Raw genomic sequence first — 14,278 nt, forward strand, 5'->3', positions numbered from 1 at the left:
GCTCAGCCCTCCGCCCTGGCGAGTTCGCGCACGACTGCATCCATGCCCGCGGTGCGCGAGCCCTTGACCAGCAGCGACTGATCGACTGCAAGCGAATCGCGCAGCGCGCGGGTCGCCGCCGAGCGGTCCGCGAACACCTCGCCGCCGCGCCCGAACGCCTGCGCCGCGGCGGCCGACAGCGGCCCCACCGCAACCAGCCGATCGATACCCGCGGCCCGCGCGAACGCGCCGGCGCGCGCATGCCAGCCGCGCGCATCGTCACCGAGCTCCGCCATGTCGCCGAGCACCAGCACGCGTTCGCCGCCGGCGCTCGCCAGCACCTCGATCGCGGCCGCAAGCGACGCGGGATTGGCGTTGTAGCTGTCGTCGATCAGCAGCCCGCCGGCGCGATGCGCAAGCGCATTGAGCCGACCCGGCGCGGGTGCCAGTTCCGCAAGCGCGTCGGCGACCGTCGCGGCCGGAATGTCGAGCGCCAGCGCCACGGCCATGGCAGCCGCCGCGTTGAGCACGTTGTGCCGGCCCAACAGGGCCATCTCGAAGGACGCTTCACGCTTGCCGAGCGCAAGCGAAAACGCCGTGCGTGCGCCATGTCCCGCACCGATCGTGCGCAGCCGCTCCGGCAGGAACCGCACATCGGCCTGCGGACTCGCGCCGAAGCGGATACAGCGTCGCGTACCGAGCCGCTCGACCCATTGCGGCGCGAAGTGTTCGTCGGCGTTGACCACGGCCGTGCCGTCGGCCGGCAGGGCCGCGTAGATCGCGCCCTTGGTCTGCGCAACGGCCTCGACCGAGCCGAAGCCCTCGAGATGCGCCGGCGCGACATTCGTGACCAGCGCGATCTCCGGCTCGACGAGCGCCGCGAGCATGGCGATCTCGCCGCGGTGATTCGCGCCGAGTTCGAACACCGCCGCCTGATGCCGCTCGCAATCGAGTTCGCAGAGCATCAGTGGCACGCCGATGTGGTTGTTCAGATTGCCGCGCGTGGCGAGCACGGATTCCGGGCCGTAATGGGCGCGCAGAATCGCGGCGATCATCTCCTTGACCGTGGTCTTGCCGTTCGAGCCGGTCAGTGCGATCACGCGCCCGGCACAGGACTGACGATGCCGGTGCGCAAGCACCTGCAGCGCCGCAAGCGTGTCGGCCACCACCAGCTGCGGAATCGATACGCCGTCCAGCGGATGATTCACCAGCGCCGCCGCGGCGCCACCCGCCTGCGCCTCGGCGAGAAACGCATGGCCGTCGAAGTTCGCACCGCGCAGCGCGACGAACAGATTCCCCGCGGCGAGCCGGCGCGTATCGGTGCTGACACCCGTGAACGTGGCGTCGGCACCCGAGATGGTTCCGGCAAGCGGTCGGGCTGCCTGGCTGAGCGACATGGCGATCATTCCCGCCCGTCCAGCGCGGCCCGCGCGACCGCGGCATCGTCGAACGGCAGTCGCAGATCGCCGATCTGCTGCTCGCGCTCATGACCCTTGCCCGCAATGACGATGACGTCGCCCGCAGCGGCGGCGCCAATGGCCGCAGCAATCGCGCGACGCCGGTCGCGTTGCACGGTGGCGGCCGCGGGCCGCTCCAGACCCGCCACGATCTCGGCGACGATGGCATCGCCGTCCTCGTGACGCGGATTGTCATCGGTGATCGTGACCTGATCGGCCAAGCGCTCGGCGATCGCGCCCATCAGCGGACGCTTGCCGCGGTCCCGATCGCCGCCGCAGCCGAACACGCAGATCAGCGATCCCTGCGTGTGCGCCCGCGCCGCGGTCAACAGATTCTCCAGCGCATCCGGCGTGTGCGCGTAGTCGACGATCACCAGCGGCTGCCGGTCGCCGCCGAGCCGCTGCATGCGCCCGGCCACTGGCCGCAGGCGCGCGAGGCGCTGCACGACATCGTCCAGCCGCAGACCGAGCGCCAGCAGTCCGCCCGCAGCCGCAAGCGCGTTCGCCGCATTGAAGCGGCCGTACAACGGCAGTTCCACCGTGGCCGTTCCGTATGCACCGTCAAGCTCGATCACCAGCCCCTCGGCAACGGTCGCAACGCGCTTCGCATGCAACTCGGACACGCCCGGTTGCAGCGAGTAACGCAGGCGCCGCACGCCGCGCGCGAGTGCCGCCGCGTACTGCTCGGCCGCGGGATCGTCGGCATTCAGTACCGCGGCATCCAGCCCGGGGCGGGTGAAGAGTTTCTGCTTCGCGGCGCGATAGGCGTCCAGATCGCCGTGAAAATCCAGGTGGTCGCGCGTGACGTTCGTGAGGATCGCGACCGGCATGTGCACGGCCTCGACCCGCCCCTGCGCGAGCGCGTGCGAGGACACTTCCATCGCCGCGAAGCGCAGGCCGTCGGCGATGAAGCCCGAGAGAATCTCCTGCACGCTGACGGCATCCGGCGTCGTGTGCGTGGCCGACGCCAGCGCGCCCGGCCGGCCGCTGCCCAGCGTGCCGATCACCGCGGCATCCGGGCCCAGCGCCTGCGCGAGGTAGTGCGTGACGCTGGTCTTGCCGTTCGTGCCGGTGACACCGACCACCGTGATGCGCCGCGACGGCGCGCCATGGAAGCGCGCGGCGAGCGCACCGGCATGCCGGCCGAGGGCTTCGACCGCAAGCACGGGCAGGGCACGCGTGGCCAGCCGGACGATCGCGGCGGCCGGCCAGCGCGCGTCGGGCTCGGCCAGCACCGCGACGGCCCCGGCCGCGCGTGCGGGGTCAAGAAATTCAAGCCCGTGGTGCGCCTGGCCGGCCAGCGCGACAAATACCTCGCCGGCGCGCAGCGCGCGACTGTTCGCACTAAGGCCGGCGACGCGGACCGCGGGCGGCAGTCCACGCACCGGCAGCCCCGTCAGCAGGGTGTCCAGGCGCCAGCCGTCGTTCTGTGTGGGCGCGACCATCATGGCGCGCCCACCGAGGAGGCCAGCCGCGTCGCGGGCCGTTCCAGCTCCGGCGCGATGCTGCGCAGGCGCAGCGCCTGCGCCATCACGGCGCTGAACACGGGGGCGGCGACCTGGCCGCCGAAGTATTCGCCGGCCGCCGGTTCGTCGATGACGACCACGAGTACGAGTTCGGGCGTCGTGATCGGCGCCATGCCGGCAAACAGCGCGCGGTAGCGGTCTTCGGAATAGCCGTCGCGACTGACCTTGTGCACGGTGCCGGTCTTGCCGCCGACGCGATAACGCGGCACGGCCGCGGCGCGGCCGGTGCCGTCGCGAACGACGGTTTCGAGCATCGCACGCAGCTGCCGCGCGGTCTGGGCATCCAGCACGCGGGTTTGTTCGACGGGACCATCGCGCAGCTCAAAGGTGACAGGCGTGAACACGCCGTCGTTGGCGATCACCGCATACGCCTGCGCGAGTTGCAGGGTCGTCACGCCGATCCCGTAGCCATAACCGAGCGTGGCGTGCTGCGCATCGGACCACTCGCCGGGCGGCGCAAGCTGCCCCGCGCCTTCGCCCGGGAACGCGCTCTGGGTGGGCCGGCCGAAGCCGAGCATGTCGTACAGATGCGCAAGCCGCTCGCGCGGCTGTGCGAGCGCGATCTTGCCGGCACCCACGTTGCTCGAATGGCGAATGACGTCCGCAACCGGAATCGCGCCGTAGTCGCGATGATCGCGCACGGTGTACTTGCCAACGCGCATCCAGCCCGGGCTGGTTTCGATGATCGAACCAGGCGTGAGCGCATGCGCCTCGAGCGCCGCGGCGATGGTGAACGGTTTCAGTGTCGACCCGGGCTCGATCACGTCGGCCACCGCGGCATTGCGACGCGCGCGCAGTTCGCCCTTGTCCGCACTGTTCGGATTGAACGACGGCTGATTCGCCATCGCGAGGATTTCGCCCGTTGCCGGGTCCAGCAGCACCAGACTGCCGCCGCGCGCGCCGGCGGACTGCACCGCCGCTTTCAGTTCCCGATACGCGATGTACTGGAGGCGATGGTCCAGCGCCAGCGCAACATCGACGCCGTCATGCGCGGCCTCGATCAGCCCGACCTCGTCGACCAGCCGGCCGGTGCGATCACGCATGACACGGCGCAGCCCCGGCGTCGCGGCAAGCCGCGATTCCAGCGCGAGTTCGAGCCCCTCCTGGCCGACGTCGTCGACATCGGTGAAACCGATTACATGTGCACTCGCCTCGCCCGACGGATAGAAGCGCCGGTAGTCGCGCTCCAGACGCACGCCTTCGAGTTCCAGCGCCGTGACCCGATCAGCGATCTCCGGCGTGACCCGTCGCGCAACGAGCACGATGTTGCTGTTGCGATTCGCCGCAAAACGCCTGCCAAGGGCTTTTGGCTTTGCGCCGATGACGCGCGCGAGGCGTTCGAAGTTTTCGGGCGTGGGTTCGAACTCGCCCGGGATCAGCCCCACGGACTGCACGGCCGTCGAAACTGCGAGCGGTTCGCCGTTGCGATCGGTGATGACCCCGCGACGCGCCACGGTTGGCAACGCCGCGAGATAGCGGCCCTCGCCCTGCTTGCGCAGGAAGTCGACATCGACCACCTGCAGGAAATACGCGCGGGCGCCAAGCGCGGCAGCGCCAGCGACGAAGATTGCGCCGACCAGTCCATAACGCCAGCGGCTGCTGCGCTCAGCGGCCATCGCCCGCTCCCGTGCCGACCCCGAGCACCACGACCTCGGCCGGCGGCGGCACCTGCATCGCGAAGGCCTTGCGCGCGCGGCGCTCGACCTCGTCGTAGGCCGCCAGCGTGCCGTGCTCGATGCGCAGCCGCTCCCAGGCGGTCAGCAGTGCGTCGCGATCGGTCCGCGCGGCCTGCAAATCGCGAAGCGTCCGACGATGCTCGTCGACGACATAGACGCTGGCGAGCGCACTGGCAATCACCGCAAGCGCAAGCGCGGCCGTCGCAAGCCCACGCAACAGGGCGCTCATTGCACACGCTCCGCCACGCGCAGCACGGCACTGCGTGCGCGCGGGTTTGCCGCGATCTCGTCTTCGTCGGCGAAGACCGCCTGCCCGACCAGACGCATGGGCGGCGTGACCTCGGGGGCGGGCAGCCCGCGCGGCATCTGCGGCGGGCGCGCGTGATCGCGCATCCAGCGCTTGACCATGCGGTCTTCCAGCGAGTGAAAGCTGATCACGGCCAGCCGTCCGCCCGGGGCGAGCCAGCCGAGCACGAAATCGAGCAGGGTCCGCAGCTCATCGAGTTCGCCGTTGACCTGGATACGAATGGCCTGGAACGCGCGCGTGGCCGGATGCCGGCCCGGTTCGCGCCGGCGTACGACCCGCTCGATGAGGCCGGCGAGTTGGCCGGTGGTTTCGATCGGCCGTTCGGTGCGCTCGGCGACGATTGCGCGGGCGATGCGCGCGGCGTCGCGCTCCTCGCCGTACTCGCGAAGGCAGCCTGCGATCTGCTGAGCGCTGGCGCGCGCCAGCCATTCGGCCGCCGACGGCCCGCGGCTGGGGTCCATGCGCATGTCCAGCGGCCCGTCGCGCAGAAAGCTGAAGCCACGCGCGGATTCGTCGAGCTGCGGCGAGGACACGCCAAGGTCGGCCAGCACGCCGTCGACCCGCCCCGCCCAGTCCCGCTCGCGCACCAGCCGGTCGAGTCCGGAGAACGCTGTGTGTTCGATCGCAAAGCGCGGGTCGGCGCCATAGCGCGCCAGCCCGTCGCGTATCGCCGCCGGGTCCCGATCCACCGCGAGCATGTGGCCGTCCCTACCGAGCCGCGCGAGGATCGCACCGGCGTGACCGCCACGCCCGTACGTTGCGTCGAGGTAGCGACCGTCGGGCCGAATCGCCAGCGCCGCGACCGCGGCGTCGAGCAGCACGGCGCGGTGCGGTGTTGACTGGACCGGGTCGTTCACTGCCGGAGGCATCGCCATCGCTGTCGGAATTCGCGCCGTTCATTGCCCGCTCACAGCGAGAAATTGCGCAGCGCATCGGGGAGTTCGGGCGCGTTCGGATCGAACGGCTTCGCGCGCATCTGTTCGCTGCGCTCGGCCCAGACCTCGGCGGCCCAGAGTTCGAACCGTCGCCCCTGGCCGAACATGACCATGTTGCGATCGAGTTTGACGGCATTGCGCAGCGGCGACGGCAGCAGCAGACGGCCCTGGGCATCCACGTCGATCTCGGTCGCGTGGCCGATCAGCCAGCGCTGCATGTCGCGCGCCATGGCATTCATGTTCGGTGCCGAGGCAAGATTGGACTCGACGCGTTCCCATTCCGGCAGGGGGTACAGGAGCAGGCAGGAATCCATGATGTCGAGCGTGCACACCAGATGGCCCTGGCAGGCCGTCTGCACGGCCGCACGATGCCGCGTGGGCAACGCGAATCGGCCCTTCGCGTCTAGCGTGATTTCGGCGATGCCGCGAAACACCGTACATACACTCCCGTGGAGAATTCCATTTCAAGCCACTTTTTCCCACTTCGTTCCACTATTTAGGTATCCGCGGGACGGGAAGTCAAGGGGATTCGAGCATTCGCCCGAGGGAAAACTGTCTTTTTGTACAACGACTTAGCTCGGATTGCTCGACCAGCGAGAGACGCTTTACCCGCTGATACAGTCGCTTACGAACGGAACCTGATGCAGGTTTTCAGGTTTAGGGACACAGGTGTCGAGCTGGGGCCCAACACCAGAGACGGACCTGACCGGTGGGATTTCGCGCAACGCCTGCGCAGAGCCCGCGCAGCGCGGAGCCCATGAGCGGCTGCACGGGGTGATCAAAGGTGGGGAGCCGGCCGATAAGCCGGGTTCTGTCGGGGGCAGCCATTCATCTGCGAGGCGCGTCGCCGCGCCCCTGAAGCGACCTACCCGGAGACACGTGCGGACCACACGTCGCGGCCTTGACGCCGCCGGCCTCCCTATTCGGTCTTGCTCCGGACGGGGTTTACCCTGCCACCGCTGTTACCAGCGGCGCGGTGCGCTCTTACCGCACCATTTCACCCTTACCGGCAGCCTGCGGCTGCTTGGGCGGTATATTTTCTGTGGCACTTTCCGTCGGCTCGCGCCGCCCAGGGGTTACCTGGCGTCCTGTCCTGCGGAGCCCGGACTTTCCTCCACCCGCCAACGGCGGGCAGCGACTGCCTGGCCGACTCCCCGCTGGCAATTGTATCAGTCGGTCTTGTCACCAAGCTCCAGCGCGCGCCGGTAGAGGTCCTGCCGCGAGAGCCCCGTCACACGGGCTGCGACCCGCGCGGCCGCCGTGGCCGGCAACTCGCCGGCTAGGGCGCGCAGCAGCCGGTCCGCAGAGGCCTGATCGGTGCCGGCCTGCGGCGCGGGTGCGACCAGCACGACAAATTCGCCGCGCGTGTGGTTTTCGTCCTCGTTCAGATAGTCGAGCAAGCTGCCGAGCGTGCCGTGCCGCACGGTCTCGTAGGTCTTGGTGAGTTCGCGCGCCAGCGTCGCCTCGCGCCCGGCGCCCAACACCTCGGCCATATCACGGACGCTCGCGACGATACGATGCGCGGATTCGTAAAAGATCAATGTGCGCGGTTCGGCGACACGTTCGCTGAACCATGCCCTTCTGGCCGCGGCCTTGCGCGGTGGAAAGCCGTCGAATGCAAAACCCGCGCCGCCGAGTCCACTGGCGCTCAGCGCGACCACCGCCGCACAGGCGCCCGGCACGGGCACCACACGCACGCCCTCGCGATGGGCAGCCTGCACGATGCGGAAACCGGGATCGCTCACCAGCGGCGTCCCGGCATCGCTGATCAACGCGACATCCGTGCCCGCGCGCAGGGCCTCCAGCACGCTCCGCGACGCGGCCTCTTCGTTGTGTTCGTGGTAGCTGACGAGGCGTGCGCCAGCACCAATGGCCGCGAGCAGCGGCCGCGCGCGTCGGGTGTCTTCCGCGGCGATCAGCCCTGCGGCCCGCAGTACGGCGCCGGCACGCGGGCTCAGGTCATCCGCGTTGCCGATCGGCAAGGCAACAACACTCAGGACGCCGCTCAGTTCGGGATTCATCGATCAGGTGGGTGGCTTCACAGGTTGTTGAAAAAGGCCCTTCCATGGCCTTTTCAACGTCGCAACGGAAAAGCGTGGTTTTCGGTTGCTCACGAAAATCAAACACTTGTGCGTTCGATTTTCGGGCGGGCCATCCCTGTCTCGCGCCAACAGGCCGTTGAAAAGAGAGTTTCAACAGCCTGGTATGCGGCCTGCGGTCTGAATGACCGTAACGCTCGGGAAAGCCGACAGGTTTGACAGCGAATTCCAGCGCGCCAGATACTTTCAGGCATCCTGCCCGCCGTGTCCGCCCGCATGCAAGCGCCCCGCCTTCTACATCTCCTGGCCGTGATCGGTCCGCTGCTTTTCGCAGCTGGCTGCGAGACCGCCCGTGAACCGCCGCCACCAGCACCGCAACAGCCGATCGCGGTGCGTGAACAGAATCCCGCGGAACGGCTCGTCGCGGCGGCCAGCGCGCCGGGACCGCAGCGCGCATCGCTTGCGTTCGAAGCGGCCCGCGCGTTTGCCGATGCCGGCGACCCGACCGGCGTCCGCGCGGCGATGGAACTGGTCGCGGCCCCCGACATGACGCCGGCCGACGCCCTGCGCAGGCAGATGTGGCTCTCGCGCGCCGCGCTGATCGAGGGCGACCACGCCACCGCGCTGGCACAGCTCACACAAGCCGATACCAACGTCGGTGACCTGGCGCTGGAGGTTGAATATCACCTCCTGCGCGCCGATGCCTCCGCCGCCGCGGGCGAGTGGTTTGCCGCGGCACAGTCGCGGGCATGGGTCGATTCGCTGATCGCCGATTACCAACGGCGCGGCACGAACCAGATCGACCTGATCTCGGCACTGAACCATCTCGGACCGCAGCGCCTGCGCGAACTGGCCGTCGACCAGCCCGCGACCATGCGTGGTTGGATCGACCTCGTCGAGCGCCTGCGCGGCCTGCGTCAGGTCGAATCCATCGGTCCGATCGATCTCGCCGACTGGCGTACCACCAACCCCGGACATCCGTTGCTCGACGGTATTCTGTCGAACGCCCATCTGCGAGTTCGCGAGGAATTCCACCCGCTCGAACGCGTCGCCGTGCTGGTGCCGGAAAGCGGTGTCTACGCCGATGTCGGTCGCGCCGTGCGTGAAGGCGTGCTCGCCGCCTGGTATCTGGACGGCCCGGACCGCCCCGCGCTGAGCATTGTGGACACCACGCTTGCGCAGGATCATGCCGCGCTCTACGCCGCGCTCGCCGCCGAACAGACGAACCTGATCCTCGGCCCGCTGCGCAAGGAAGTGCTGGCGGCCATCGCCACCAGCGCGCCGACGAGCGTCCCGGTGTTTGCACTGAACGCGCTCGAGGCAGATGCGGCCCTGCCTGCAGGCTGGGTGCAGTTCGGGCTGCCGCCGGAGACCGAGGCCGTCGCACTGGCCCAGCGGTTCTTTGCCGACGGCCACCGCAACGCCGTGATGCTCGCGCCGAACAACGACGCCGGCCAGCGCACGGCGCGTGCCTTTGGTGCCGAACTTGCGGCGTTGGGCGGCCGGCTGCTGGCGGTCGAACATTACGATACGGAAGGCTTCGACTTCGGCCAGCCGGTGCGCGCCGCACTTGCCGTGGATGCAAGCGAGTCGCGCCGCCGGGCGCTGCAGGATGCGATCGGCATGCGCATGGAATTCGAGCCGCGTCCGCGCGGCGACGTGGATGCAATCGTCGTTTCCGCCCAGCCACGACAGGCGCGCCTGCTCAAACCGTTGTTCGAGTTCCACTACCCCGACGCGATGCCGGTATACGCGACATCATCAGCCTACTCAGGCGTTGCCGATCCGCCGCGTGACGCCGATCTGGATGGTGTACGTTTTGAAGACCTGCCGTGGATCATCGAACCGCAGCGCTTCGGCGAACTTTCACGCAACCGCATCGAGGCACTGCTGGAACACGCACGCAGCCAGTATCGCCGCCTGTTTGCGCTCGGCGCGGACGGCTACCGGCTCGCCGTTGCCGCGCACCGCGACGGTGACACGACGCTCGATGGCCTGACCGGACAACTCGCGATCAACAGCACCGGCGTCGTCATGCGCACGCCGGCCTGGGCGGAATTTCGCGATGGTCTGGCCATACCACTTCGCGAAGACGGCAGCATCGGTACGAGTGCCGAAGCATTGCCGACCACACCCATCGTGATGCCCGCGCGCTGATGCGCCTGCTGTCCGCGCGCCGTCCAACCCAAGCGCGCGACGGCGCCAGCGCAGAGCGCCGTGCCGAGGCGCACCTGCAACGTCACGGACTACTGACCGTCACCCGCAACTTTCGCACGCGACGCGGCGAGATCGATCTCGTCATGCGTGATGGCGAGACGCTGGTTTTCGTCGAGGTGCGCATGCGCAGCAGCTCGCGCTTCGGCGGGGCGGCGGCGTCGGTGGATCGCCGCAAGCGCGCGCGGCTCGCGGCCTGTGCACTCGAGTATATTGCGCGCCACCACGCACGCGACTGGCCGGCCTGCCGGTTCGACGTCATGACGCTCGATGGCAACGACGCCAGCGAGCCGCAGTGGATTCGCAACGCCTTTGATCTCGACGCCTGAGGCCATGACCGAACTCGAAACCATCATCGACGCGCATTTCGCCGCCAGCATCGAACAGAAGCAGCGCGCGCGCGAGACCATGGGCGGGCCGCTGGCCCGCGCATCCGCGCGCCTGTTTCAGTGTCTGGTTGGCGGCCACAAGGTGATGTCCTGCGGCAATGGCGGATCGGCCGCCGACGCGCAGCACTTCTCCTCGGAGATGATCAACCGGTTCGAACGCGACCGACCGGGCCTGCCCGCGATCGCGCTCACCACCGACAGTTCCACGCTGACTTCCATCGCCAACGATTTCGAATACGCGCGGGTTTTCGCGCGGCAGATCGAGGCACTCGGCCAGCCCGGCGATGTGCTGCTGGCGATCTCCACCAGCGGACGCTCGGCGAACGTCGCGGCCGCCGTCGTGGCCGCGCACGCGCGACAGATCGACGTGATCGCCCTGACGGGCGGCGACGGCGGATCCATCGCAACGCTTCTACGCGATCAAGACATCGAGCTACGGGTGCCCGGCGACCGAACGGCGCGCATCCAGGAAGTCCATCTGCTTGCGATCCATTGCCTGTGCGACCTCGTCGACCGGCAACTGCTGGGCGTGTGAACCGGCGGGTGCAACCCGCGATCCACCGGACCGGCACTCGGCGGCAAGGCGCGATTTTAACAGGCTGTTGAAATTCTCTTTTCAACGGCCTGTTAACGCGAGACAGGGACGTCTCGCCCGAAAATCGAACGCACAAGTGTTTGATTTTCGTGAGCAACCGAAAACCACGCTTTTCGGTTGCGACGTTGAAAAGGCCATGGATGGGCCTTTTTCAACAACCCGTTAAATCGAACGATCAACCCGTGGTGCGAGTCGCCAGCATGCGTTCATAGAGATCGCCATCGGCCACGCTGTACGCGCAGAGAACCATTCGCTCGAAACGATCCTCGAACCTCCGCAGCTCGCGCACGGCGATCTGCGCCGCGGCTTCCTTCGGATAGCCATACACACCGGTGCTGATCGCCGGATAGGCGATTGAAACCAGCGCCTGCTGCAAGGCAAGCCGCGCGGTTTCGCGATAACAGCGCGCGAGCAGTTCAGGTTCACCGTGCGAACCACCGCGCCAGACCGGGCCGACGGTATGCACGACGTGGCGCGCAGCGAGCGCGTGTCCGGATGTGATGCGCGCCGCGCCGGTCGGGCAACGCACGCCCGGTGCAAGTTCGGGAATCGCGCGGCATTCGGCGAGCAGTCCGGGCCCGGCCGCGCGGTGGATCGCGCCGTCCACACCGCCACCGCCGAGCAGGCTCTCGTTCGCGGCGTTGACGATCGCATCCAGCGCAAGGGTCGTGATGTCAGCGACCAGGACCTCGATCATGCGCCGTGTTCGCGCGGGATCAACCGCCAGGCCGTTTCGATCATCCAGTCCAGCCGGCGCTCGCGAAACCGCGGTTCGCTTGCCAGCACGTCCACGGCCTCGAGCAGTTCGACGCGGTAGTGTTCGCCGAACAGCCGCTGCACTTCGGCAGCGGGTACGGCAAACGGCGGACCGGCCATGCGGACCTGCTCGTAATCGAGGGTGACGAGCAGGATCGGGGCGTCCGGCGCGAGTCGGCGCAGATGCTGGACATAGCGCGGGCGCAGTGCGTCGGGCAGCGCCACCAGGGCCGCGCGATCGTAGACGATGTCGACATCCCCGAGCGTGTCGGACGTCAGCGCAAAGTAGTCGCCCTCGATCAGGCGATAGCGCACCGCCGTATGCAGGCTCAGTTCGCCGAGCGGGTCGGGCACCAGTTGCAGGCCATGCCGATCGGCAAACCTGGCGATGGCCACACCGCTCAGCTCCACGCCGGACACGGCGTGGCCCCGCTCGTGCAGCCATTCGAGGTCCAGCGAAGCGCCACACAGCGGCACGAAGGCGTGGCTGTCATGCGCCGTCATCGCGGGCCAGTGCAGGCGCAGCAGCGGATGCACATCCGCACGATGCCAGCCGGTATGTCCCTCGCGCCAGCGTTCCAGCCAGAAGTCAGCTTCCACGGTCGCGCACACCATTTTGGTTCACATGATTACTCCGCAGTCCGGGCGCGGCCCTTGCCCCGCCGCAGGCCCTTGCGCGTCAGATGCGCAGCGAGCTGCAACGGCGGCATGCGCAGCCAGTGCGAACGAACGTACAGCAGCCAGCGGGGAAAACGCACGCCGCGCGGCGCATCGGCATCGGCGACGGGCTCGATCGCACGCCGGGCAAGCGCAAGAAAGCCGGCACGGCGGACACGGTTCAGGCGTGAGGCCGGCAGCTTCGGCCACCGGTCGCCAAGCGGGGATGTGCCGAATACCGCGCCGACGAGGTGCAGCCCGTAGTCCAGCGGACGCTCCAGTCGGTGCCGCTGCGCGCGCCCGGCCAGCGAGTCCGCAAAGCCCGCGTGGCCCATGCCCGCGACCAGCAACCCGTGCAGATCGAACACCTCGCGCAGGCGGTTGTTCAGATCGCCGTCCTGCACCAGGTGCGCACAGCAGTGCAGGACCTGGTCGGCCCGGTCCAGCACCAGCAACCCGGCCTCGCCGACCGGGCGCGCGCCGTCGAGCAGCGCCGCTGCGTCGGGATGCAGACGCCCGGTCGGCGGCAGAATCGTGTGGTGCAGATCCGCGATGGAGTTCCGCGAACGGTGCCGTAACGGCGGCAACTCGTGCATCCACTGGCGATAGTAGCGCTCGTCATACGGCGTGAGTTCCGCCTCGATCCATCCGGCGCGACGCAGGGCGGCCTCGGCAGCGGGCAGTTCGTCCTCGGCGACGAGCAGATCCACGTCAGACACGTACCGACCAGCCGAAAACGGCAGACCCTCGGCGAAATATGCCGCCCCCTTCAGTAGAACGACTTTCGACACCTGCCCGCGCAGCGCCGCGGCAAGCTGCTCGATCTCCCAGTCGAGCATACGCGCGTATTCGTTCCCCACCCGCGTGGCGACGGCGAGCTGGCGGCGCGCGGCCGTCGGCAACTGGGCGACAACCGTCGGCGGCACGATCGCCGCGAACCGCCCGAGCAGTCCGGCCTGACGGGTGACCCGCAGCCAGTCCTCGAGCGACCGTGGCGACATTGACGCCAGCAGGGCCGGGGCGGCAAAGGCGTCGACGATCGCCCGCACGGCTCCCATACGCATTTTCATTGCGGGTCCGGAGTTGTCAAAATCCACGCCCCGGGATGTCGGATTTTTTTACACTTGCGCCAGTCCGCGTCCGGCGAAAAAGAGCCAACATACGCAAAATCATTCGCTTAGGATCCGTGGTGCGATTCTTGCTTTGTATTGTGGACACGCGCCGAAACGGCTGATACCGTGTTCGGCAACAGGATGCCCAAACGTCGCCTACAGCTCGCGAGTCATGTCGAAAACCCCCACGACCAAGCAGCCGGATCAACAACCCACCGCGGACCACGTGGTGGAGTCCCGACGCAAGCTGCTGCGCGGTCTCGCCGCCGGCGTACCGGCCATCGCGACCCTGCATGTCGGCCCGAGCGCGGCGGTCAGCTTCGTAGATGGAACCGCAAAGTGCTTCAACAACATCCAGGACGCCTACACCAATAACCCGAACGTGCCGCCCCAATGTGTGACTGCGGTGCAGGCCGGCACCGAACTCCCATCTTGGATTCGCGACCCGGAAGGGAACTTCCAGGGGGGCGGTCCAATGGATATCAACGGGGACAGCGATACCGCCGACTACTGCCTGCTGTACTTCGATGAGAACGGCAACGAGTTGCCCTCGACCGAGTTCCCGTATCAAAGCGGCGGGTATCCTATCACCGCGTCCTGCCTGACCTCGTTCGTCGTTCTCAACTGAACCAGCCG

At 68.2% G+C, this 14,278-nt stretch carries 14 protein-coding genes and 1 other RNA gene; 4 read left to right on the top strand and 11 right to left on the bottom strand.

The annotated features are described in order from the left end of the window. Positions 1–2: 2 nt before the first annotated feature. The 8 genes from murF to rsmI all read right to left on the bottom strand — a co-directional run bounded on the left by murF (position 3) and on the right by rsmI (position 7,901). Positions 3–1,382: a UDP-N-acetylmuramoyl-tripeptide--D-alanyl-D-alanine ligase gene (gene murF / locus KDG50_04030; protein MCB1864572.1), complete on the bottom strand. Its 1,380-nt coding sequence runs from the start codon at positions 1,380–1,382 to the stop codon at positions 3–5. After that, complete coding sequence (locus tag KDG50_04035; GenBank protein MCB1864573.1) at positions 1,382–2,884, bottom strand: UDP-N-acetylmuramoyl-L-alanyl-D-glutamate--2,6-diaminopimelate ligase; 1,503 nt, start codon at positions 2,882–2,884, stop codon at positions 1,382–1,384. The genes murF and KDG50_04035 overlap by 1 nt, the downstream gene beginning before the upstream one ends. After that, positions 2,881–4,578: a penicillin-binding protein 2 gene (locus KDG50_04040; protein MCB1864574.1), complete on the bottom strand. Its 1,698-nt coding sequence runs from the start codon at positions 4,576–4,578 to the stop codon at positions 2,881–2,883. The genes KDG50_04035 and KDG50_04040 overlap by 4 nt, the downstream gene beginning before the upstream one ends. Further along, the gene (gene ftsL, locus KDG50_04045; protein ID MCB1864575.1) at positions 4,568–4,867 is read right to left on the bottom strand and encodes a cell division protein FtsL; all 300 of its coding nucleotides are present in this window, start codon (positions 4,865–4,867) and stop codon (positions 4,568–4,570) included. The genes KDG50_04040 and ftsL overlap by 11 nt, the downstream gene beginning before the upstream one ends. Next, on the bottom strand, positions 4,864–5,814 hold the full coding sequence (rsmH, locus tag KDG50_04050; protein ID MCB1864576.1) for a 16S rRNA (cytosine(1402)-N(4))-methyltransferase RsmH: 951 nt from the start codon (positions 5,812–5,814) through the stop codon (positions 4,864–4,866). Before rsmH ends, ftsL begins: the two co-directional genes overlap by 4 nt. A gap of 38 nt (positions 5,815–5,852) precedes the next feature. Then, complete coding sequence (mraZ, locus tag KDG50_04055) at positions 5,853–6,314, bottom strand: division/cell wall cluster transcriptional repressor MraZ (GenBank protein ID MCB1864577.1); 462 nt, start codon at positions 6,312–6,314, stop codon at positions 5,853–5,855. Between the two features lie 350 nt (positions 6,315–6,664). Further along, positions 6,665–7,034: RNase P RNA component class A (rnpB, locus tag KDG50_04060), an RNA gene on the bottom strand. Positions 7,035–7,049: 15 nt separating this feature from the next. Continuing rightward, positions 7,050–7,901, bottom strand: a complete 852-nt coding sequence (rsmI, locus tag KDG50_04065) for a 16S rRNA (cytidine(1402)-2'-O)-methyltransferase (GenBank protein MCB1864578.1) — start codon at positions 7,899–7,901, stop codon at positions 7,050–7,052. 294 nt (positions 7,902–8,195) lie between these two features. Between rsmI and KDG50_04070 the strand changes: the two genes are divergently transcribed. Genes KDG50_04070 through KDG50_04080 form a run of 3 tightly spaced genes read left to right on the top strand, consistent with a single transcriptional unit; the run spans position 8,196 to position 11,057 of the window. Beyond that, on the top strand, positions 8,196–10,076 hold the full coding sequence (locus KDG50_04070; protein ID MCB1864579.1) for a penicillin-binding protein activator: 1,881 nt from the start codon (positions 8,196–8,198) through the stop codon (positions 10,074–10,076). Further along, positions 10,076–10,462, top strand: a complete 387-nt coding sequence (locus KDG50_04075) for a YraN family protein (GenBank protein MCB1864580.1) — start codon at positions 10,076–10,078, stop codon at positions 10,460–10,462. The genes KDG50_04070 and KDG50_04075 overlap by 1 nt, the downstream gene beginning before the upstream one ends. Positions 10,463–10,466: 4 nt before the next feature. Further along, the gene (locus KDG50_04080; GenBank protein ID MCB1864581.1) at positions 10,467–11,057 is read left to right on the top strand and encodes a phosphoheptose isomerase; all 591 of its coding nucleotides are present in this window, start codon (positions 10,467–10,469) and stop codon (positions 11,055–11,057) included. A 235-nt stretch (positions 11,058–11,292) separates the two neighbouring features. On the opposite strand, the gene KDG50_04085 is transcribed toward KDG50_04080, so the two are convergent. The 3 genes from KDG50_04085 to KDG50_04095 are packed head-to-tail and all read right to left on the bottom strand — an operon-like array spanning position 11,293 to position 13,600. Further along, positions 11,293–11,814 carry an O-acetyl-ADP-ribose deacetylase gene (locus tag KDG50_04085; protein MCB1864582.1) on the bottom strand — a complete coding sequence of 174 codons (522 nt, stop codon included), beginning with the start codon at positions 11,812–11,814 and terminating at the stop codon, positions 11,293–11,295. Continuing rightward, a complete protein-coding gene (locus tag KDG50_04090) occupies positions 11,811–12,473 on the bottom strand; it encodes a thiopurine S-methyltransferase (GenBank protein ID MCB1864583.1) in 663 nt (220 codons plus the stop codon). Before KDG50_04090 ends, KDG50_04085 begins: the two co-directional genes overlap by 4 nt. Before the next feature lie 29 nt (positions 12,474–12,502). Next, positions 12,503–13,600 (bottom strand): nucleotidyltransferase family protein, encoded by a 1,098-nt coding sequence (locus tag KDG50_04095; GenBank protein ID MCB1864584.1) that lies wholly within the window; start codon positions 13,598–13,600, stop codon positions 12,503–12,505. Positions 13,601–13,814: 214 nt separating this feature from the next. On the opposite strand from KDG50_04095, the gene KDG50_04100 reads away from it, so the two are divergent. Further along, positions 13,815–14,270, top strand: coding sequence for a hypothetical protein (locus KDG50_04100; protein MCB1864585.1), 456 nt, complete (start codon positions 13,815–13,817; stop codon positions 14,268–14,270). The last annotated feature ends 8 nt before the right edge of the window (positions 14,271–14,278 follow it).

The sequence above is a fragment of the Chromatiales bacterium genome (genome assembly GCA_020445605.1).
In the GTDB taxonomy this organism is placed as follows: Bacteria; Pseudomonadota; Gammaproteobacteria; order JAGRGH01; family JAGRGH01; genus JAGRGH01.